Here is a 20,435-nt window from a genome sequence, read left to right as displayed (position 1 = left end):
CGCGCCGTTGGGGTGGGGGTGGGTCAGACGGTGGCGATGATCAGCGCGCCGACCAGCAGCCACACGTGGTGAAAGGACTGGTCCAGCGCGTAGGCGCCGGTGCCGAGGGTCGGGGCGTATCCGCCGCCGGCCGTGGCGGGGGCCGCAGGGTGCGCCGGCGTACCGAGGGCGTAGAACTCGGACTTCCCGGCGACCTTGGCCAGCCAGGCGAGCGTCGTCCGGCGGTCGGCCCACCAGTGGGTCACGGCGTCGACCGTGAACCCCAGGATCAGACCGAGGGCGCTCACGTGCAGGTCAAGCAGTAAGACGACCGGCGCCAGCAGGATCACCTTCGTGAGCGTCAGCCCCAGGACGTGCCGGGCGTCGGCGAGACGGCCGACCCAACCGGGCTTTCCCTTGTCGGCGGCCTGGCAGGACGACTGAACCCAGTGGTCACCTACGGAGTGGCCGACGTACAGGGCGACGAACACGGCGGCGAAAGTGGCAGCGAGCATGGTGGATCTCCTGTCGCACGAAGGATGCGGAGACGGTCCGGCTCCCCTCTACGCCGCTCGTACGAGACGAGCGGCGGAGGCAACCGGCCGCAGCGGCGATGAGCGCTGCGGTGGGGTTGAGCAGTGCGAATGTCCCCTTCAGGTCTGCCGCTCCCGTGTGAGTAGAGCGGCCATGCCTGGCGAAGGCGTATGGGGACGTGACCTTTCGGTCTAAGCCCTCCGGTTAATGCAAAGGCGCCGGGTCGCCTCCCCCCGTCCAACGCGGGGCTCCTGTGGTGTGCAGACCGGAGGGGACTCAACCCACTCCGGTCGACCAGATCGCTGTCCTAGGACTGCGGGCTGATGAGTGAGACTCTGCCGCACAGTCCCAGGACTGTCAACAGTCCTGGGACTGTGTTTGACTTGGGGCTGTCGAGAGGAGTTCTTCATGGCGCCCAAGTGGCGAGAACTGGCCGACCGGATCGCGGACCGCATCAGGAGTGGTGAACGCGGATACGGGCCGGGTGAGCAACTGCCCCATATCCGGGATCTGGTTGAGGCCGGCGAAGGTTCTAAGTCCACAGTCCATGCCGCTTACAGGGCGCTTGAGGCCGAAGGGCTGGTCACCTCATCGCGTGGGCACGGCACTGTGGTGCGGCAGCAGACGCCGCTCAAACGGCTCAGTACCGGGCGGTACGACAAGGTCAAATGGCGAGACGGGGACGAGGTCGCGTTCATTGCTGACCGTGTTGCTTCCGGTCGCGCGTATCGCCGTGACGAGCAGACTCAGGCCATCAGTCTCGGTCCTGCCCCGGTGGCTGCCACGGCCGCTCATGGCCTGGCTCCGGATGCCGAGCTGTACGCCCGAGCGCGTCTCGTGAAGGAAGGTGACCAGCCGACGCACACCCTGACGAGCTACTACCGTCCCGAGCACGTCGAGGGAACCCGGCTGGTCGACCCCACACCCGGACCGGCCGGCCGTGGTGGCGGATTCCGGGTTCTGTACGACGCAGGGTACGAGATCGACCACATGACGGAAGAGTTGTTCGCTCGCATCCCAACGTCAGAGGAGGTGAAGCTGCTGCACCTGCCGAACGGTGAGCCTGTCGTTGAGCTCCACCGGATCACCTACACGGCAGATGGCACGGTTGTTGAGTTCGCCTTGGGGGTGCATGCCGCATCACGCTTTGCGTGGAAGTACGAATTCAAGGTTCCTGACTCCGCACAGGACAGGAGGGAAGGTCGATGATCTCGACGCAGGCCTGGGCAGACGCTCGGAAGCTGTGGGACTTCCATCAAATGCATCATGAGCCGAGACCGTGTTCCGTCGCGGTCGGCCTCGGCAGCCATGACCTGGGAGTCGCTGATACCGCCGTGGACTTCTACCGGCGCGGCATGGTGCCCCTCATTGTCTTCACCGGGGCGACGAGCCGAACGACGGAAGAACGCATGCCGCGCGGTGAGGCTGTCCACTACCGCGAACGTGCACTCGCGCTCGGGGTGCCCGCCGCCGCCGTACTTGTCGAGCCTCGGGCTCGAAACACGGGCGAGAACATTCGCTTCTCGCGGGCACTGCTAGCACAGGCCGACGTGGCAGTGTCTTCCGTGCTGTTGATCAGCAAGCCGTACGAGGAGCGGCGCGCGTACGCGACTGCGCGCAAGCTCTGGCCGGAAGTCGAAATTGTGAGCGCGTCGACGCCAATGACCTTTGAGGCGTACGTGGATTCCATCGGTGATGCGCGTCTTGTGCTCGATATGCTTGTCGGAGCGCTTCAGCGTCTGATGATCTACCCGAAGCAAGGGTTCATGATCCCTCAGCCTGTGGCGAACGACGTGGCAGCGGCCTACGAGCGGTTGCGCCAGGGAGGCTTCACAAGCCGAATCGTGGCGGACGATCCCTCGATCAGTCGTTGATGTTTGAAGGACCAAATTGAGGGCTAGAACGGTGAATCCACTGGACCGCTTGGGTGCTGACGGGTAATTCGCCGGGGTGTGGTCTCAAATCCCTCCCCCCGACAGTCAGTGCAGCAGAGCAGATGGCCATTCGCGATCAAGCGAATGGCCATCTCTCGTGTGGGGGAAAGGAGGCTGAGCAGGCTTCGGTGACGTCCATTTTGTTGGTGCTCGTAAAGATCACGTCCATGAATTCGCCAGAGCGACCGTGTGGCGACTCTTGCGGACCTTGCTCAGCTCAGGACTTAGCTTGGATAGTTTATGAATGCTCCGTTAGGGCCAACGAACCTGTCGTGTCGCCGGCACATCTCGACCAACTCATCGAAGGAGGAGCTAGTTGCGTAATCTCGAACCAATTGGCCGGTAGGATCGACCAAGTTCGTGGCGACAAGGCGCACGATTGTCATAGCAAATTCACTGACGAAGTACGTCTCAATGGGATCCGGAAATACTCCACGATCAAAGTGCTTGATCGTGTTGTAGTTCTTGGAGATTGCGCGAGCCAAAGCGGTAGGAGATTCGGATAGGCGCTGCCAGTCTATGTCAAGAGATAGGATGGCTCGAAGGACGTAAGTGGCCGTAGTTGGATATCCTGAACCGTTGTGGGTTTCTTCTTCACCGGAAATATGGCCAAGCAAACTCCCTGCCGCTTCTAGGCTCATTGAAGCATTTACCACGAGATTCTCAAGCACTGTACCCGGTCGACTCAATACGCTGACTGCTGGCTCAATGAAACGCTTCCATGGTTCATAATTTAGGCCCCACCTCTCCAAACCCTCACCGCCAACCTGTGCTAGATAGAAGACTGGCTGCCTGAATTTTTTCCGCTCGGGTTTAGGTTGAGAGAAGTCTCGAAAGGTTCTATGGCTAATGGCCTCATGGAATGATTTTCCAAGAGTTCTTCCGTTGAGTGCCGTGTCGGCGAATAGATCATCCCGGATCTTATGACGGCGGAAGTAGATAGGCTGTCCGAAAGCCAGCTTCAAGAGCGAAGCCAGCTTTCTCTGTTCTGAGAGGTGCTCTTTCATTGGGCGAGGTGTGGGAAAGGTGCTCTGAAGTGCCACCCATTCGGTGATTTGGAACCCAGGTGAAGAATCAGATGTGGACCAACTTGTGTTGAGCTTCATCTCCGCTTCTCCTTGGGTCCAGGAGACGCCCTCCATGCTTTCGGCGGTGATGGTGACCTTATTTACTCGACCTTCCTCATTCGTCTCTCTTTCGTGGTGAACCGCCCGAAAGCGAGTCCATTCGAACAAAGCATCGAGCTCAGATGTGAATTCCGATACTTTTAGATCTTCGGTGAGATCTCCATCCCTGTTTGCTAGTACGACTTCATCAGGGGTGATGAACCCAGCTGCATGGCCGTGTCCAAAGTTCATGGAGTGGCCCGAGTACCGGCATCCGAAAAGATAGATAACTCCACCGTGAGTTATGAACATGAGATTTTTTGGAGGCGCTCCAGTCTCGAACCATTTCTCAGCATTCGCGAATTGTTCCTGATCTGAGTGGTGAATATATGGCACCTCAAGTCGGACGCCGCGGGTCTCGCTATAGGTCAGTGTTGCGACGACGTATGGCGTCCCCTCGACGCCGTCTACCAGTAGTCCAGCGAGCGAGTCGCCAAAAGTAAGTGTCTTGATTGGCATCATGTCCCCCTTGTCCATACGGGTTCGGCCCTATCGCATGGTACGACTCTAACTATGCGCTTTGGCCTGTTTCAGGCATTTCCTTGTGCACGTGTGGATCACCATCAACAAGCCGGGCGGGGGCATGCGGACGCGGGTGCCGGGCCGTCTCTGGGCCGTCGGGGGATGACCCAGGACGACCAGGGACGACCACCGACAACCGCTATCCCGCAGGTCAGCGCACCATTAGATCGAACAATTCGAAGTCGTCATCCCCACGCGCCAGTTCCTCCGCAACAAGAAGCGCGAGTGGGAGGAGTACCGCTCCGAGGTCACGGCCTTCGAACTGAAGGCCCTGCTGCCGGTGCTGTAGCCCGGCGGGTCCCGGACCGTACGCGGGGGCCCGTCAGGACGTGGGGGCCGTCAAGGGGCCGGGTGTGCCCGGTCATTCGGGAACAGTCCCGCCAGCCGGGCGCGGGTGAGAACCGCGATGGTGAAACCGTCGGTGATCTCACCCCGCCCGATCAGCTCCTCGGCCCGGAGCAGTGGCATGACGACGGCCCGCCGGATGCCCTCCGCGGTGTCCAGTGCCCCGACCGCCGAGATGTGGGCCGCGTACAACTCGGCGTGGCCGCCGAGCAGTCCGGTGTCGGCGTGGACCCTGCCGAGCGGGGTCAGTTCGTCGAGTCGGACGCCCAGCTCCTCCCGGAGTTCGCGGATCGCGTTCTCCGGCGCCGGCGACCCCGGCTCGCCCATGCCGCGGGGTGCCTCCAGGTGCCAGGCACGGGTGGCGTGCCGGTAGTGCTCGACCAGGACGACGTCGGGGCCGTCCGGGCCCGCGCCGATCAGCGGCAGGACCACCACCCCGGCGGCGTCTCCCGCGGGCAGGATCCTCGTGTAGAGGCCCAGCCCGCCCCCGGGGAAGCGGACGGCGTCACGAATGAGCGTGATGAACCGGTCGCGATACACCACGCCTACCGGCTCGTCGGATCCGACGCTGCGCCGGGCCGCCTCGATGTCGACGGGGTCGAGGAGGATCTCGATCCCGTCCGGAACGTTGGCGAACATCTCCGGGCGGTCGCGGCGCAGTTCCTCGTAGGAGGGAGTGGGGCGTTTCACGGTGCGTCAGTACTCCGGTACTTCGTCGGTCTCCTGAATGGTGGTGGAACTGGTGGCGGAGGGGGATCCGCCGTGCTCCGTATATCCCGGAAGCCGGCGGGCCAGCTCATGGAACTGGGCCCACTCCCGTTCGGTGTCCAGCCGTACGGAGGCGATCTCGCGGGCGAATTTCTGCTCCCGTTTCCCGGCCACCCGATTGCGCAGGACCAACTGGACGGAACCGCCGCGCGATCCCATCGTCGCGGCTCCCACACTCGCGGCCACGGCCCATCCCTCGTCACCGGTCACCGCGGTGAAAACGGCTCCGCCGATGGTGAGGACGACTTCGACGACGGGCGACCAGTTGTTCGCCTCGACCGCGGGACCCCGAGCGGCCCCGGCGACTTCGATGATCTCGGAATTGAGCCGGACGTACCGGTCGAAGACGTCACCGACATTCTCGTGGAAAGCCGCCGGATCGCCCGTCAGTGACGTGAACGCCTCCATGTAACGGTGCCAGGCGCCGCTCTGCCGGAGCCGCCAGATGTCCTCGAGGCCCAGGGTGTCGATCGCCGAGGGAGTGAGCCGGTCCTGGACGGTGGAGAACGCCTGCCGCTGGAGGAACTTCACCAGCTGCTCGGGGTCCCGGATGATCCCGTCGGCCGAGCCGGCGCGTACGTCCCGCCACTCCTGGAGCGCCACACGGCGCAGACTGCCGGTCGGAGTGAGCGGATACATGCCCAGGGCGTCGGCGAGATTCACGTTGTAGACGAGGTCCAGCAACTGCTTGATCTCGGCGGCGAAAGGCTTGCCGCGGTCGTACCGGCCCTCGGTGATGGGCGTGCCGTCCACGCACACGAACTTCTGGTACAGCAGATTGCGGGTGACGGCGGCGTCACGTATGCGCTGGTGGTTGCTGTGGTCGACGACCTCACCGATCTTCTCGGCGAATTCGGTGATTCTGTCGTCCGGCACGCCGACCTGGGAGGCGAGCAGCGGAATGTCCTTGGCGGTCAGCCCCTGGACCCTGGCGGCGAACGGATTGATCAGGGCCGATTTGGCGTCCCTGGCGTTCTCCTGGTCGTTCCAGGACATACGCAGGCACGTCACCCGCTCCGTGGCCGGCATCTCCGCCAGAGTGTCGCGCCAGGCGTCGAAAGCGGCCTCGTCCACATCCATTCGCGGACGGTCGGTGGGCTCACGCTCGCCGAGCAGAAAGGGAACGAGGGCGCCGTCGGCGAGTAACTTCTGATGGGCCCGCCGGGCTTCCCCGCCCTCGGACAGGTCGCGGCTGATGGCGGGATTGTTGTAGAAGAACACGCGGTTCACGACGATTTGCCGAGTGTTGATCAGGCTGCGGAAGTATTCGGCACGCACCTGGTCGTTCCGCTGGTCCTGAACATCGCTCAGGGACTTTCCCTTCGCGATCATTCTCCGGGTCAGGTCCGCGCCGACCCACTGATTGTCCAGCGACTGCGCCACGACCGCCCCCGGATCCAGATTCTCCGGACGTATACGGGTCAGTCTCTCTCCGCCGGTCTGATCACCGCTCATGATCTGTCCCCCCCACTCAGTGCCTGATCGAGCACTGAAATATCTGATCACGGACGGGGCCGGTATGTCTCGCCGAGGCGGTGAGTGCCATCGCCTCAGCGCAGGAGGAGTTGGAGGCCGCCCAGGATCGTCGCGCCGATCACCAGCCGCTCGAAGACCCGTTGGTCGATACGGTCCACGCACAGCTTGCCGATGAGGGCGCCGGGCAGGACGAAGAGCACGAGCAGCGCGTCCAGCAGCAGCGACTCGCGGTCGATCAGGCCGAGGCCCACGCTGAAGGGCACCTTGCTGGTGTTGACGATCAGGAAGAACCACGCGGACGTGCCAAGGAAGCCGAGCTTCCGGAAGCCCGCCGACAGCAGGTAGAGCGACATGACGGGGCCGCCGGCGTTGGCGACCATCGTCGTGAAGCCGCCGAGCACCCCGTACGAGCGGGCCTTGACGCGGCCCTTGAGCGAGGCCGTCTCCTCCGGGGTGTCCTCCTCGGGCGCGTAACGCCGCCGCCAGATGGTCACGCCCGCCATCAGGAGCAGGATCGAACCGATCGAGACGCGTACGGCTCCGTCGTCGGCCCACAGCATGAAGACGGTGCCGACCACCACACCCCCGGCGACCGCCGGGAACAGCCGCCACAGGGTGGGCCAGTGCGCGTGGCGGCGGTAGGTCAGGACGGCGATCGTGTCGCCGACGATGAGGATCGGCAGGAGTACCCCGGTCGACTCGCGGGCGGGCAGTACGGCGGCGAAGACCGCGAGGCTGACGGTGTTGGCACCGCTGACCGCCGTCTTGGAGAAGCCGACGAGGGCGGCTGCCGCGGCGAGCGCGACGAATTCCCACATGCTGATCGTGTCCATGGCGATGACCCATGCTACGACCACGTGTCCAGACCACCTCAGGCGAGCCAGCGTGCGCCGCGCGGGTGCCGGTGCCGGCACGGTGATCGGGGACGGTGCATCTCAGGCGAACCGCCAGCGGGTCTGGCTGTACGGGGACTTGGCGAAGCCGAAGGCCGTGCGAGGGGTGACCCCGAAGACCAGTGCCGGGCCCTCGGCGCCAGTGAACGCACCGTCCTTCACGTCGAAGTGCCAGACCGAGCCGTACTTGCACTCCCACAGAGCGGCCAGTTCGCGCAGCCGCGCGTCGTCCGACTCGCGTACCGCCTCGCCCTCGATCACCAGATCGTGGCCCTCATTGAGCGCGTTCGTGCCGGTGGTCAGGACGACCTCCCGGTTCTCGTTCAGGTTCAGGACCTTGCGCTCCCGTTCACCCGAGGAGAAGTACAGCGTGTCCCGCTGCCAGACCGCCAGCAGCGGGGTGACATGGGGACGGCCGTCGGGACGCACGGTCGACAGCCAGAAGATCTCCGCCTCCGTCAGCCGGGTCACCGCCTCGGCCCAGTCGCCCGCGGTGGCCCTCGGGTCGCTGTAGCGGGCGTCCAGGTAGGTGCTGGACGGTTCCTTGTGCGCCATGGCGCGGTCCCTTCGGAAAAGGCTCTACGGCCGTGAACGGGAGTACGCTCACGACCCTTCCGCAAGTGGTGACCGGCCGCGACGCGAAGACTCATCGGTCGAGGTCACAATCCGACCCCGGGGGAGCGCCCCGGCCCTCCGCGACCCCCGGAGTATTAGGCTCGGCCCCGGACCTTGATCGGACGGACGAAAGGCCGAATGACGGTGCAGGGACGCAGGAGCAGTACCTTCACCCGCCTGCTCCGGCACGGCTTCACCGACCCCTCCGCGGCGGAGCGTCTGCTCGGTGTCGACGAGATGGCGTCCGTCCGGGCCGATCCCGTCCTTCTCGACGCGCTCGGCGCCACCGCCGACCCCGATCTGGCGCTCCGCGGCCTCGTCCGGCTGGTCGAGGCGCACGGGTCCGACGGCCGGCACCGTCTGCTGGACACCCTGCTCGCCGCGAAGCCGCTGCGGGACCGGCTGCTGGGTGTGCTCGGGGCGTCCGAGGCGCTCGGGGACCATCTGGCCAGGCACCCCGCCGACTGGCAGGTCCTCGTCACCTACGAGTCGGCCGATCTGCACCCCGGCGTCGCCGAGTTCGAGGCCGGTCTCGCCGAGGCCCACGACGTCGACTCGCTGCGTGTCGCCTACCGCCGCTGCCTGCTCTCCCTCGCCGCCCGCGACGTCTGCGGGACGACCGACGTCGCCCAGACCGCCGCCGAGCTGGCCGACCTGGCGATCGCCACGCTGCGCGCCGCGCTCGCCATCGCGCGCACCGCCGCGCCCGAGGACGCGGCGGTGTGCCGGCTCGCGGTCGTGGCGCTCGGCAAGTGCGGCGGCAACGAGCTGAATTACGTCTCCGACGTCGACGTCATCTTCGTCGGCGAGCCCGCCCACCTGGCGGTGCACGACCGCGGCGGCTCCGGGGACGGCGCCGCCGACACCTCGAACATCGAGGCCGAGGCCGTCCAGGCGGCCACCCGGCTGGCCGCCCACATGATGCGGATCTGCTCCGAGACGACGGCCGAGGGCACCATCTGGCCCGTCGACGCCAATCTGCGTCCCGAGGGCCGCAACGGCCCGCTCGTGCGCACCCTCTCCAGCCATCTCGCCTACTACCAGCGCTGGGCCAAGACCTGGGAGTTCCAGGCCCTGCTCAAGGCCCGCGCCGTCGCCGGTGACATCGCGCTCGGCAAGGAGTACGTGGAAGCCGTCTCGCCCATGGTCTGGCAGGCCGCCGACCGCGAGAACTTCGTGCCCGACGTGCAGAAGATGCGCCGCCGGGTCGTCGACAACATCCCCGTCGGCCAGATCGACCGTGAACTCAAGCTCGGCCCCGGCGGGCTGCGGGACGTCGAATTCGCCGTGCAGCTCCTCCAGTTGGTCCACGGCCGCAGCGACTCCTCGCTCCGCAGCGGCAGCACGCTCGTCGCCCTGCGGGCCCTCGCGGCCGGCGGCTACGTCGGCAGGACCGACGCGGCGCAGCTCGACGAGGCGTACCGCTTCCTGCGCGCCATGGAGCACCACATCCAGCTGTTCCGGCTGCGGCGTACGCATCTGGTGCCCGACGACGACGCCGATCTGCGCCGTCTCGGACGCTCCCTCGGGCTGCGCACCGAACCGGTCTCCGAGCTCAACAGGGCCTGGCGACGGCACGCTTCGGTGGTCCGGCGGCTGCACGAGAAGATCTTCTACCGGCCGCTGCTCGACGCAGTCGCCCAGCTCGCCCCCGGTGAGATCAGGCTCAGTACGAAGGCGGCGGGCCAGCGCCTGGAGGCCCTCGGTTACGCGGACCCGGTGGCGGCGCTGCGGCATCTGGAGGCGCTTTCGTCCGGGGTGAGCCGCAAGGCCGCCATCCAACGGACCCTGCTGCCCGTGCTGTTGGGCTGGTTCGCGGACTCCGCCGACCCGGACGCCGGTCTGCTGGGCTTCCGCAAAGTGTCCGACGCGCTCGGCAAGACCCCCTGGTATCTGCGGCTGCTCAGGGACGAGGGCGCCGCGGCCGAGAACCTGGCCCGCGTGCTCTCCGCCGGCCGGCTCGCCCCCGACCTGCTGCTGCGCGCCCCGGAGGCGGTGGCCATCCTCGGCGACCCCGGCGGCCTGAAACCGCGCGGCGTCAAGCATCTGGAGCAGGAGGTGCTGGCCGCCGTCGGACGGGCGGAGACCGCCGAGATCGCCGTCGCCGTCACCCGCGGAGTACGCCGCCGCGAGCTGTTCCGGACCGCCGCCGCCGACATCATCGGCAGTTACGGCACCGAGGAGAACCCCGCGGAGGAGGACCCGGGCGAGCTGGTCGACCGGGTCGGCGCGGCCGTCACCGACCTCAACTCCGCCACCCTGTCGGGCGCGTTGCGTGCCGCCGTCCGCCAGACCTGGGGCGACACCCTCCCCGCCAGATTCGCGGTCATCGGCATGGGCCGCTTCGGCGGCCACGAGCAGGGGTACGGCTCCGACGCGGACGTCCTGTTCGTGTACGAGCCGCGCGAGGGCGTCAGCGAGCACGAGGCGTCACGGGCCGCGAGCACCGTCGTCTCCGAGATGCGCAGACTCCTCCAACTGCCCACGACCGACCCGCCGTTGATGATCGACGCCGATCTGCGCCCGGAGGGGAAGACCGGCCCGCTGGTCCGCACCCTCGCCTCCTACGCCGCCTACTACCGCCGCTGGTCGCTGGGTTGGGAGAGCCAGGCGCTGCTGCGCGCCGAGCCGATGGCGGGCGACGCCGAGCTGGGCCGGGACTTCATCGAGCTGATCGACCCGCTGCGCTATCCCGCCGAGGGCCTGAGCGACGCCGCCGTACGGGAGATCCGCCGGCTCAAGGCGCGGATGGAGACCGAGCGGCTGCCACGCGGCGCCGACCCCACCCTGCACACCAAGCTGGGCCGGGGCGGTCTCTCGGACGTCGAGTGGACGGTGCAGCTGATCCAGATGCAGCACGCCTGGCACGTGCCGGGCCTGCGCACGACCCGTACGCGCGAGGCCCTGGCCGCCGCGCACGCCGCGGGCCTGCTCTCCGTGGAGCACGCGCAGATCCTCGACGAGGCATGGGTGCTGGCGACCCGCGTACGTAACGGCGTGATGCTGGTGCGCGGCAGAGCGGGCGACACGTTCCCCTCGGACGGCCGTGAACTGGCCGCGATGGGGCGGTACTTGGGCTATGGGCCCGGATCCGTGGCGCCCGGCTCCGGTCCGCACAACGGGCACGCCGGACAGAGCGGGCACAGCGGCGACATGATCGACGACTACCGCCGGACCACCAGGCGCGCACGCGCGGTGATGGAGGAGCTGTTCTACGGGGCCGTGTGAGAGGACGGCTCCGTCCGGCCGGGTGGCGCGACCTGACTCGGTGGCGCGGTCCGGCCGGACGGCGCGACCTGACCAGGCCGCGCGGTCCTCGGGGACGGCGAACTGCGCGGGGACGGTGCGGTCGGGGTGGGCGGCGAGCTGGTGCCGGGCGGCGCGGTCCGCGTCGCCGACACGCTCCGCACGGCCTGTCCGACAGGCTGGCGCTGTGGCCGGGGCACGGTCGGCCGACTCGACGTGACCGGCTTGCGGAGCCACCGGCGTCTGGGCCGGTCGTCCTCGACCCACCGGGGCAGCTGGTGCGGCAGCGCCCGGTACCAGACGTAGGACACCGTGAAACCGAACGCGAGGCAGATCATGCCGCCCACCGCGTCCAGCCAGAAATGGTTCGCGGTGGCGACGATCACGACCAGCGTCATCGCCGGGTAGAGCATCCCCAGGATCTTCGCCCACGGCGCCTTGGCCAGCGCGAGGATCGTCAGCCCGCACCACAGGGACCAGCCGATGTGCATCGACGGCATCGCCGCGTACTGGTTGGAGACGGCCTTGAAGTTGCCCGAGGCCATCGACCCCCAGGTCTCGTGGACCTGCACCGTGTCGATGAAGTTCTGCCCGTTCATCAACCGGGGCGGCGCGAGCGGATACAGATAGTAACCGGCCAGTGCCACAGCGGTGGTCGCGAAGAGGATGAGCCGGCTGGCCGCGTAACGGCCCGGATGTCTGCGATAGAGCCAGACAAGTACCGCGATCGTGACGATGAAGTGCAGCGTCGCGTAGTAGTAGTTCATGGCGACGACAAGCCATGTCACCGAATTCACCGCGTGATTGACGGCCTCCTCGAACCCGAGGCCCATCGAGCGCTCCGCGTGCCAGATCCAGTCCGCGTTCCGCAGGGCCTCGGCCTTCTGCTCGGGCACCGCGTTACGGACCAGCGAATAGATCCAGTAACTCACCGCGATCAGCAGGATTTCGAACCAGATACGAGGGCGCCGAGGTGACCGGATAGGGCGCCGGCGACCGGTGCGTGACACCGGGCCGGACTCGTCGGCCGTCGCACCCGAGGGGGGTGTCGGCGAAGCCTTCGTGCCTTCCGGAATCTTCACGGTCGTTTCACCCATGGAGAGAGAGTCTGCCAGATTTCCGCCCTCGACCGATCATCCCTCGGGTGGGTCCTCGGCGCATGCGCTACGTCCTACGGACTAGTCCGTGACCCTGACTTCCGCCCGGTTTCTCCAGGGGAATTCCCCAAGGGACCGGGCACGGGCCCGGAGGCGGTCGAACCGCGAACCACCAGCTCGGGCATGAAGACGAATTCGCTGTGCGGAGCGGGCGTCCCGCCGATCTCCTCCAGCAGCGTGCGCACGGCGGCCTGGCCCATCGACGGCACCGGCTTGCGGATCGTGGTCAGTGGTGGATCGGTGAACGCTATGAGCGGCGAATCGTCGAATCCGACGACGGACACATCGCGCGGCACGTCCTTTCCGAGCTGTCTGGCGGCCCGGATCGCGCCCAGCGCCATCATGTCGCTCGCGCACACCACCGCCGTACACCCTCGCCCGATGAGCGCCGCCGTCGCCGCCTGGCCGCCCTCCAGCGTGTAGAGGGAGTGCTGGATCAGCTCCTCCGTCTCCTCGGGAGTCAGCTGGAGCTGCTCGCGCACGGTGGCGCGGAAACCCTCGATCTTGCGCAGGACCGGCACGAAACGCTTGGGGCCGACCGCGAGACCTATCCGGCGGTGGCCGAGCGAGACGAGATGCGTCACCGCCAGCCGCATCGCCGCCCGGTCGTCCGGCGAGATGAACGGCGCCCTGACCTTCGGCGAGAAACCGTCCACGAGGACGAACGGCACGCCCTGGGCGCGCAGTTGCTCGTAGCGCTGCATGTCGGCCGAGGTGTCCGCGTGCAGCCCGGAGACGAAGATGATGCCGGAGACGCCGCGGTCGACCAGCATCTCCGTCAGCTCGTCCTCGGTGGAGCCGCCGGGGGTCTGGGTGGCGAGCACGGGGGTGTAGCCCTGGCGCGTCAGTGCCTGGCCGATGACCTGGGCGAGCGCCGGGAAGATGGGGTTCTCCAGCTCGGGCGTGATCAGTCCGACGAGGCCGGCGCTGCGCCTGCGCAGTCTTACGGGGCGCTCGTAGCCGAGGACGTCGAGTGCGGCGAGTACGGATTCGCGGGTGGCCGTGGCAACACCCGGTTTGCCGTTCAGTACGCGGCTGACCGTCGCTTCGCTGACCCCCGCCTGGGCTGCGATGTCGGCTAGCCGTGCGGTCATGGAAGTGGACTGTACCGGGCGTGTGCCGGATTGCCCACCATGTGCATGAATCAGCCACCGGTGCCGACGGGGCGGTCGGCGCGGGACACCTTGCAGCGCCTTGCAGTGGCGACGTTAGCAAAATCTTGCAACACCTTGCGGAACGGGTCCGTCGGAGTGCCGTGGGCGCTCACCGAGCCGGTATCGGCCGACACGTACCGTACTTGCCAGGTCGTACGCGCTTCGTCAAGAACCCTTGCGGCAACTGTGAGGACACGCGAATGTAACGATCACGGTTGCTTGCAGAAATCTTCCGCAAGCTCTTTCGGCCTTCTTTCATCCTTGTTACCTTCACGTCGACCCGGCGCCGCGACGGAGCGGTACGGCAGTTGAAGGAGTTCAGATGCGACGTGGCATAACGGCCACCGCCCTGGTCGCGACCCTGGCGATCGCGGCGACCGCCTGCGGCGGCGACGAGGAGTCCACCGGCGGCAAGTCCAGCTCGGGCGAGCTGACCGGAACGGTCACCTGGTGGGACACCTCCACCGTGGGCAGTGAGGACAAGGTCTTCAAGAAGCTCGCCGAGGACTTCGAGGCCAAGCACAAGGGTGTCGACGTCAAGTACGTCAACGTGCCGTTCGGTGAGGCGCAGAACAAGTTCAAGAACGCCGCCCAGTCCGGCTCCGGCGCCCCCGACGTGATCCGCTCCGAAGTCGCGTGGACTCCCGAGTTCGCCGACCTCGGCTACCTCGCGCCGCTGGACGGCACCGCCGCGCTGAAGGACGAGAAGGACTTCGTCCCGCAGGCCGCCGCCTCCACCAAGTACGACGGCAAGACGTACGCGGTCCCGCAGGTCATCGACTCCCTCGGCATCTTCTACAACAAGAAGCTGTTCAAGGACGCCGGCGTCGAAGTCCCCAAGACCATCGACGAGTTGAAGACCGTCTCGAAGACCATCAAGGACAAGACCGGTAAGACCGGCATGTACCTGCGCGGCGACGACGCGTACTGGTTCCTGTCGTTCCTCTACGGCGAGGGCGGCGACCTGGTCGACGCCAAGGGCAAGACCGTCACCGTCGACAGCCCGGCCGGCGTCAAGGCCATGGAGGTCGTGAAGGACCTGGTCGACTCCGGGGCCGCCAAGACCGACGCCACCGACGGCTGGGAGAACATGCAGGCCGCCTTCAAGGGCGGCGACGTGGCCATGATGATCAACGGCCCGTGGGCGATCGCCGACACCTACGCCGGACCGCAGTTCAAGGACAAGGCCAACCTGGGCGTCGCGCCGGTGCCCGCCGGCTCGGCCGGCCAGGGCGCCCCGCAGGGCGGCCACAACCTCGGTGTCTACGCGGGCTCCAAGAACCTCGACGCCTCCTACGCGTTCGTCGAGTACATGTCCTCCGCCGAGTCCCAGGCGAAGATCACCACCGAGCTGAACCTGCTGCCGACCCGTACGTCGGTCTACTCCCAGCCGGACGTCGCGAAGAACGAGATCGTCGGCTTCTTCAAGCCGGTCGTCGACAAGGCCATCGAGCGCCCCTGGATCCCGGAGACCGGCAGCCTGTTCGCGCCGCTGGTGACCGAGTACACCAAGGTCCTCACCGGCCAGACGACCCCCGAGAAGGGTGTCAAGACGACCGGCGACTCCTACCGCAAGCTGCTCAAGGGCTGGAAGTAAGACGGACCGAGAGGAAGGAAGGCAGGCCGGCTGATGGCTGTCCACACCGGCCAGTCGGTGGCGAAGGCCGCGGGTGACTCGGATGTCGCCCGCGGCCGGAGCCGCGGCACTGGCAAACCCCCCGGCGGGCTGCGGCGTTCGGTCTCGACCCACTGGTACGCCTGGGCCATGGTCGCCCCCGTGGTGGCCGTGATCGGCGTGATCGTCGGGTACCCGCTGGTCCGCGGCATCTATCTGTCGCTGACCGACGCCAACGAACGCAACGTCGAGCGGAACATCGGCGTCAACCACCTGCCCGCCACCTACGAGTTCGTCGGCCTCGACAACTACGCCGACGCCCTGACGGGCGGTCAGTTCCTGTCCACGCTCGGCTGGACGCTGGTGTGGACGGTCTCCTGCGTCGGCATCACCTTCGCGCTCGGCCTCGGCCTCGCGAATATCCTCAATCGCCGGATCGCGGGCCGCTCCGCCTACCGGATGATGCTCATCCTGCCCTGGGCCGTACCGGGCTTCGTGTCCGTCTTCGCCTGGCGCTTCCTCTACAACGAGGACCGCGGCTTCCTCAACAAGCTGCTCGCCGGCGGCGGCATCGACGCCGTGCCGTGGCTGAACGACCCCACCTGGGCCAAGTTCTCGGTCATCGCCGTGAACATCTGGCTCGGTGTGCCCTTCATGCTCGTGGCCCTGCTCGGCGGACTCCAGTCCATTCCGGGGGAGATGTACGAGGCCGCCGAGATGGACGGCGCGGGCCCCTGGCAGCGCTTCCGGCACATCACCATGCCGGGCCTCAGGTCGGTCAGCACGACCGTCATCCTGCTCAGCACCATCTGGACGTTCAACATGTTCCCGGTGATCTTCCTGCTGACCAGAGGCGGGCCCGGTGAGGCAACCCAGATCCTGGTGACCCAGGCGTACAAGTTCTCCTTCGAGATCAGCCCACGCGACTTCGCCCAGTCGTCCACCTGGGGCGTGCTGATCCTCGTACTCCTGATGATCTTCGCCGTGGTCTACCAACGAGTCCTCCGCAAGCAGGGAGATACCTGGTGACCGCCGTGACCGATACGCAGACGCCGAGCGCCGCGAGCTCCACCCCGCGACCGACGGACAGGGTGCGGCGCCGCGGCGACCGCTCCAGGGCCGCGTCCGTGGGCCTGCACGCCACCCTGGTCGTGGCATCCGTCATCGCGGTCTTCCCCGTGCTGTGGGTGCTGCTGACATCGCTGAAGCCCGCCGCGTACGCGACGACGACGGACTTCTTCAAAGAGACGACGTTCGAGAACTACACCAAGCTGCTGGCCGACACGCCGTTCCTCACCTGGTTCGGCAACTCGCTGCTCATCGCCGGACTCACCACCGTGCTGGGCGTGTTCACCGCCGCCACCACCGGCTACGCCGTCAGCCGCTTCCGTTTCCCCGGCAAGCGCGGACTGATGTGGACCCTGCTGATCACGCAGATGTTCCCGATGGCGGTCCTCATCGTGCCGCTGTACAACATCATGTCGAGCCTCGGTCTGCTCAACCAGGCCGCCGGCCTGGTGATCACGTACCTGACGATCGCCGTGCCGTTCTGCGCCTGGATGATGAAGGGCTTCTTCGACACCATCCCGCGCGAGATCGACGAGTCGGGCATGGTCGACGGGCTGACACCGTTCGGCACCTTCTGGCGGCTGATCCTGCCGCTCGCCAAGCCCGGTCTCGCGGTGACCGCGTTCTACTCCTTCGTCACCGCCTGGGGCGAAGTGGCGTACGCCTCCGCCTTCATGGTCGGCGACGAGAACCTCACCCTCGCGGGCGGTTTGCAGAAGTTCGTCAACCAGTACGGCGCCCAATGGGGTCCGATGACAGCGGCGTCCGTGCTCATCGCGATACCCGCGGCGATCGTCTTCCTGTTCGCGCAGCGCCATCTGGTGACCGGTGTCTCCGCGGGCGCCGTCAAGGGCTGACGACGCCTTCCCCCCGCCCCCTCCCACCCAGACCCCCCAGGGACGACATGACCCAGCACCTCGCTGCCCCTTCCACCGGCACGTCCGACGACGCCCCGGGCCACCGCTCCGGCTGGTGGCAGGACGCGGTGATCTACCAGGTCTATCCGCGCAGCTTCGCCGACTCCAACGGCGACGGCATGGGCGATCTCGAAGGCGTACGGAGCCGGCTGCCGTACCTGCGCGCACTGGGAGTCGACGCCGTCTGGCTGAGCCCGTTCTACGCCTCGCCGCAGGCCGACGCGGGCTACGACGTCGCCGACTACCGCGCCATCGACCCCATGTTCGGCTCCCTCCTCGACGCGGACGCGCTCATCCGCGACGCGCACGAACTGAACCTGCGGATCATCGTCGACGTGGTGCCCAACCACTCCTCCGACCAGTACGACTGGTTCCGCCGCGCCGTCCAGGACGGTCCTGGATCGGCCCTGCGCGACCGCTACCACTTCCGCCCCGGCAAGGGCCCGGACGGCGAACTCCCGCCCAACGACTGGGAGTCCATCTTCGGCGGACCCGCCTGGACCAGGACCACCGACCCGGACGGCACCCCCGGCGAGTGGTATCTGCACCTCTTCGCGCCCGAGCAGCCCGACTTCAACTGGGACCACCCGGCCGTCGCCGACGAGTTCCGCTCCATCCTGCGCTTCTGGCTCGACATGGGCGTCGACGGTTTCCGCGTCGACGTCGCCCACGGACTCGTCAAGGCCGCCGGGCTCCCCGACATCGGCAGCGACAGCCAGCTCAAGCTGCTGGGCAATGACGTCATGCCGTTCTTCGACCAGGACGGTGTGCACGAGATCTACCGCAGCTGGCGCACCATTCTCGACGAGTACCCCGGCGAGCGGATCGCCGTCGCCGAGGCATGGACACCCACCGTCGAGCGCACCGCGAACTACGTGCGCCCCGACGAGATGCACCAGGCGTTCAACTTCCAGTATCTGAGCACCTTCTGGGACGCCGCCGCCCTCCGCGACGTCATCGACACCTCGCTCGCCGCGATGCGTCCCGTGGGCGCCCCCACCACCTGGGTGCTCTCCAACCACGACGTCACCCGGCACGCCACCCGCTTCGCCCACCCCGTCGCCCTCGGTACCCAGCTCCGGGACGCCGGCGACCGCGAACTGGGCCTGCGCCGCGCCCGCGCGGCGACGCTGCTGATGCTCGCCCTGCCCGGCTCCGCCTACCTCTACCAGGGCGAGGAGCTGGGGCTGCCCGACGTCACCAACCTCCCCGACGAGGCCAGGCAGGACCCCTCGTACTTCCGCGCGGCGGGCCAGGACGGCTTCCGCGACGGCTGCCGGGTGCCGATCCCGTGGACCCGCGAGGGATGCTCGTTCGGCTTCGGCTCCGGCGGCAGCTGGCTCCCGATGCCGCTCGACTGGGGCGCGTTGAGCGTCGAGGCGCAGACCGGGGTGGCGGGCTCCAGCCTGGAGATGTACCGCGCGGCCATCGCCGCCCGGCGCGCGCACCCGGGGCTCGGCGCCGGATCGTCCGTCGACTGGCAGGACGCGCCCGAAGGCGTACTCGTCTTCGCCCGCCCCGGCTTCCTCTGCACGGTCAACACCACCGGCGCGCCGGTCCGGATCCCGGTGCGCGGCAGCCTGCTGCTGGCCAGCGGGCCCGGCACCGTCACCTTCACGGAATCCGACTCCTCTGCGGCCGACGGCGGCCACGAGGCCGAGCTGCCCGCCGACACCACGGTGTGGTGGACGGTGTGACGCTGCCCCTCCCCAAGTCGTCCGGAGCCGGTACGCCACGGCTCTCGGACATCGCGGGACAGGCATCGGTCAGTGAGGCGACGGTCAGCCGGGTGCTCAACGGCAAGCCCGGCGTCGCGGACAGCACACGCCAACGGGTCCTCGCCGCCCTCGACATCCTGGGGTACGAGCGTCCCGTACGGCTGCGGCAGCGCAGCGCCGGGCTGATCGGTCTGGTGACCCCGGAGCTGATCAACCCGATCTTCCCGGCGTTCGCGCAGGCCGTCGAACAGGTCCTGGCCGGGCACGGCTACACACCGGTCCTGTGCACCCAACTGCCGGGCGGGGCGACGGAGGACGAGCTGGTCGAGCAACTGGTGGAGCGCGGCGTCGGCGGCATCGTCTTCCTGTCCGGGCTGCACGCGGACACCTCGGCCGACCCGTCGCGCTACGCCGCGCTCATCGACCGCGGGGTGCCGTTCGTCATGATCAACGGCTGCAACGACCGCGTCAGCGCGCCGTTCGTGTCCCTGGACGACCGGGCGGCCATGCGGATGGCCGTCGGGCACCTCGCCGATCTGGGGCACCGGCGGATCGGGCTGGCGACGGGACCGCTGCGGTACGTGCCCTCCGCGCGCAAGCGCGAAGGCTTCATCGACGCGCTGGGCGTCTGCCTGGGGCTCTCGCGCGAGGAGGCCGAGGAGCAGGTGTGCTGCACGCTGTTCAGCGTGGAGGGCGGCCAGGTGGCGGCCGGCGCGCTGCTCGACCGCGGCTGCACGGGCATCGTCTGCGGCAGCGACATGATGGCGCTGGGAGTGGTGCGGGCCGCCCGCGAACGAGGGCTGCGGGTCCCGCAGGACGTCTCGGTGGTCGGCTTCGACGACTCGCAGCTGATCGCCTTCACCGACCCGCCGCTCACGACGGTCCGTCAGCCGGTGCAGGCGATGGCGGGGGCGGCGGTGAGCGCGCTGCTGGAGGAGATCGGGGGAAGTCCCGTGCAGCGTACGGAGTATGTGTTCCAGCCGGAGCTGGTGGTCCGGGGATCGACGGCGGGCGCGCCGACGGGTACTGAGAGTCCGTCCGGCGATTGAGGACGAACCGGCCACCGGCCGGATCCGGTTGGGCCGCGAGTGACCGGCCCGGCCGGCCGGGCGCGTGGGGTCCCGGCGTCGCCGGTACCTCCCGTCCGACCGGACCGGAGTCGTGACGAACGTACCCCGGCGCAATCTCTTGCGGAAGCGCTTGCACGTCATCACTCAGATATTTCGCGGGTATTACCCGGTGTTGTCCAGAGGGTTGACCGGGACCGACAGGGCTCGTACGGTCTGCTCCGCGGCAAGCTTTTGCTTTCTTGCAGCAAGAACATTCAG

General features: G+C 67.5%; 16 protein-coding genes and 1 pseudogene. 9 read left to right on the top strand and 8 right to left on the bottom strand.

The annotated features are described in order from the left end of the window. Positions 1 to 23 precede the first annotated feature (23 nt). On the bottom strand, positions 24 to 494 hold the full coding sequence (locus ACFWHU_RS07100) for a transcriptional regulator (protein ID WP_387224221.1): 471 nt from the start codon (positions 492 to 494) through the stop codon (positions 24 to 26). Between the two features lie 427 nt (positions 495 to 921). On the opposite strand from ACFWHU_RS07100, the gene ACFWHU_RS07095 reads away from it, so the two are divergent. Together ACFWHU_RS07095 and ACFWHU_RS07090 are read left to right on the top strand one after the other, a co-directional pair. Next, positions 922 to 1,722: a GntR family transcriptional regulator gene (locus ACFWHU_RS07095; protein ID WP_387224219.1), complete on the top strand. Its 801-nt coding sequence runs from the start codon at positions 922 to 924 to the stop codon at positions 1,720 to 1,722. Continuing rightward, the gene (locus ACFWHU_RS07090; RefSeq protein WP_387224217.1) at positions 1,719 to 2,387 is read left to right on the top strand and encodes a YdcF family protein; all 669 of its coding nucleotides are present in this window, start codon (positions 1,719 to 1,721) and stop codon (positions 2,385 to 2,387) included. Before ACFWHU_RS07095 ends, ACFWHU_RS07090 begins: the two co-directional genes overlap by 4 nt. A gap of 284 nt (positions 2,388 to 2,671) precedes the next feature. Here ACFWHU_RS07090 and ACFWHU_RS07085 read toward each other — a convergent pair whose 3' ends face one another. Continuing rightward, entirely contained in the window at positions 2,672 to 4,090 is a 1,419-nt protein-coding gene (locus ACFWHU_RS07085; protein ID WP_387224216.1) for a hypothetical protein, read from the bottom strand. 247 nt (positions 4,091 to 4,337) lie between these two features. Between ACFWHU_RS07085 and ACFWHU_RS07080 the strand changes: the two are divergent. Continuing rightward, positions 4,338 to 4,424 (top strand): annotated as a pseudogene (locus ACFWHU_RS07080) (glutamine synthetase); the annotation flags it as partial. Positions 4,425 to 4,474: 50 nt separating this feature from the next. On the opposite strand, the gene ACFWHU_RS07075 reads toward ACFWHU_RS07080, so the two are convergent. The 4 genes from ACFWHU_RS07075 to ACFWHU_RS07060 all read right to left on the bottom strand — a co-directional run bounded on the left by ACFWHU_RS07075 (position 4,475) and on the right by ACFWHU_RS07060 (position 8,172). Continuing rightward, a complete protein-coding gene (locus tag ACFWHU_RS07075; RefSeq protein WP_387224214.1) occupies positions 4,475 to 5,170 on the bottom strand; it encodes an NUDIX hydrolase in 696 nt (231 codons plus the stop codon). A gap of 6 nt (positions 5,171 to 5,176) precedes the next feature. Further along, positions 5,177 to 6,703, bottom strand: coding sequence for a hypothetical protein (locus ACFWHU_RS07070; protein ID WP_387224212.1), 1,527 nt, complete (start codon positions 6,701 to 6,703; stop codon positions 5,177 to 5,179). Positions 6,704 to 6,798: 95 nt separating this feature from the next. Beyond that, entirely contained in the window at positions 6,799 to 7,557 is a 759-nt protein-coding gene (locus tag ACFWHU_RS07065; RefSeq protein WP_385793112.1) for a sulfite exporter TauE/SafE family protein, read from the bottom strand. A gap of 102 nt (positions 7,558 to 7,659) precedes the next feature. Further along, complete coding sequence (locus ACFWHU_RS07060; protein WP_385793007.1) at positions 7,660 to 8,172, bottom strand: pyridoxamine 5'-phosphate oxidase family protein; 513 nt, start codon at positions 8,170 to 8,172, stop codon at positions 7,660 to 7,662. A 198-nt stretch (positions 8,173 to 8,370) separates the two neighbouring features. Here ACFWHU_RS07060 and ACFWHU_RS07055 point away from each other — a divergent pair, with 198 nt between their 5' ends. Next, complete coding sequence (locus ACFWHU_RS07055) at positions 8,371 to 11,460, top strand: bifunctional [glutamine synthetase] adenylyltransferase/[glutamine synthetase]-adenylyl-L-tyrosine phosphorylase (protein WP_387224211.1); 3,090 nt, start codon at positions 8,371 to 8,373, stop codon at positions 11,458 to 11,460. Here the strand turns inward: ACFWHU_RS07055 and ACFWHU_RS07050 are convergent. Beyond that, positions 11,445 to 12,575 (bottom strand): phosphatase PAP2 family protein, encoded by a 1,131-nt coding sequence (locus ACFWHU_RS07050; protein WP_385793009.1) that lies wholly within the window; start codon positions 12,573 to 12,575, stop codon positions 11,445 to 11,447. The two genes, ACFWHU_RS07055 and ACFWHU_RS07050, sit on opposite strands and share 16 nt — an antisense overlap. A 74-nt stretch (positions 12,576 to 12,649) precedes the next feature. Then, positions 12,650 to 13,729, bottom strand: coding sequence for a LacI family DNA-binding transcriptional regulator (locus ACFWHU_RS07045; RefSeq protein WP_385793011.1), 1,080 nt, complete (start codon positions 13,727 to 13,729; stop codon positions 12,650 to 12,652). 382 nt (positions 13,730 to 14,111) lie between these two features. Between ACFWHU_RS07045 and ACFWHU_RS07040 the strand changes: the two genes are divergently transcribed. Genes ACFWHU_RS07040 through ACFWHU_RS07020 form a run of 5 tightly spaced genes read left to right on the top strand, consistent with a single transcriptional unit; the run spans position 14,112 to position 20,156 of the window. Next, entirely contained in the window at positions 14,112 to 15,386 is a 1,275-nt protein-coding gene (locus ACFWHU_RS07040) for an extracellular solute-binding protein (protein WP_376527442.1), read from the top strand. 33 nt (positions 15,387 to 15,419) lie between these two features. Beyond that, a complete protein-coding gene (locus ACFWHU_RS07035) occupies positions 15,420 to 16,433 on the top strand; it encodes a carbohydrate ABC transporter permease (protein ID WP_078077644.1) in 1,014 nt (337 codons plus the stop codon). A gap of 5 nt (positions 16,434 to 16,438) precedes the next feature. Then, complete coding sequence (locus ACFWHU_RS07030) at positions 16,439 to 17,329, top strand: sugar ABC transporter permease (protein ID WP_387224467.1); 891 nt, start codon at positions 16,439 to 16,441, stop codon at positions 17,327 to 17,329. Positions 17,330 to 17,376: 47 nt separating this feature from the next. Continuing rightward, on the top strand, positions 17,377 to 19,086 hold the full coding sequence (locus tag ACFWHU_RS07025; RefSeq protein ID WP_387224209.1) for a glycoside hydrolase family 13 protein: 1,710 nt from the start codon (positions 17,377 to 17,379) through the stop codon (positions 19,084 to 19,086). Next, positions 19,071 to 20,156 carry a LacI family DNA-binding transcriptional regulator gene (locus ACFWHU_RS07020; RefSeq protein ID WP_385793014.1) on the top strand — a complete coding sequence of 362 codons (1,086 nt, stop codon included), beginning with the start codon at positions 19,071 to 19,073 and terminating at the stop codon, positions 20,154 to 20,156. The genes ACFWHU_RS07025 and ACFWHU_RS07020 overlap by 16 nt, the downstream gene beginning before the upstream one ends. The last annotated feature ends 279 nt before the right edge of the window (positions 20,157 to 20,435 follow it).

It is taken from the genome of Streptomyces sp. NPDC060366, from assembly GCF_042725135.1.
Classification (GTDB): domain Bacteria; phylum Actinomycetota; class Actinomycetes; order Streptomycetales; family Streptomycetaceae; genus Streptomyces.
This window is presented reverse-complemented; position numbering and strand designations above follow the sequence as displayed.

What these genes read in the sequence shown, in the direction of transcription:
- ACFWHU_RS07070 (WP_387224212.1), bottom strand. Translation starts at nt 6,703, where the DNA reads ATGAGCGGTGATCAGACCGGCGGAGAGAGACTGACCCGTATACGTCCG.
- ACFWHU_RS07100 (WP_387224221.1), bottom strand. Translation starts at nt 494, where the DNA reads ATGCTCGCTGCCACTTTCGCCGCCGTGTTCGTCGCCCTGTACGTCGGC.
- ACFWHU_RS07060 (WP_385793007.1), bottom strand. Translation starts at nt 8,172, where the DNA reads ATGGCGCACAAGGAACCGTCCAGCACCTACCTGGACGCCCGCTACAGC.
- ACFWHU_RS07050 (WP_385793009.1), bottom strand. Translation starts at nt 12,575, where the DNA reads ATGGGTGAAACGACCGTGAAGATTCCGGAAGGCACGAAGGCTTCGCCG.
- ACFWHU_RS07035 (WP_078077644.1), top strand. Translation starts at nt 15,420, where the DNA reads ATGGCTGTCCACACCGGCCAGTCGGTGGCGAAGGCCGCGGGTGACTCG.
- ACFWHU_RS07085 (WP_387224216.1), bottom strand. Translation starts at nt 4,090, where the DNA reads ATGGACAAGGGGGACATGATGCCAATCAAGACACTTACTTTTGGCGAC.
- ACFWHU_RS07090 (WP_387224217.1), top strand. Translation starts at nt 1,719, where the DNA reads ATGATCTCGACGCAGGCCTGGGCAGACGCTCGGAAGCTGTGGGACTTC.
- ACFWHU_RS07040 (WP_376527442.1), top strand. Translation starts at nt 14,112, where the DNA reads ATGCGACGTGGCATAACGGCCACCGCCCTGGTCGCGACCCTGGCGATC.
- ACFWHU_RS07055 (WP_387224211.1), top strand. Translation starts at nt 8,371, where the DNA reads ATGACGGTGCAGGGACGCAGGAGCAGTACCTTCACCCGCCTGCTCCGG.
- ACFWHU_RS07065 (WP_385793112.1), bottom strand. Translation starts at nt 7,557, where the DNA reads ATGGACACGATCAGCATGTGGGAATTCGTCGCGCTCGCCGCGGCAGCC.
- ACFWHU_RS07095 (WP_387224219.1), top strand. Translation starts at nt 922, where the DNA reads ATGGCGCCCAAGTGGCGAGAACTGGCCGACCGGATCGCGGACCGCATC.
- ACFWHU_RS07025 (WP_387224209.1), top strand. Translation starts at nt 17,377, where the DNA reads ATGACCCAGCACCTCGCTGCCCCTTCCACCGGCACGTCCGACGACGCC.
- ACFWHU_RS07045 (WP_385793011.1), bottom strand. Translation starts at nt 13,729, where the DNA reads ATGACCGCACGGCTAGCCGACATCGCAGCCCAGGCGGGGGTCAGCGAA.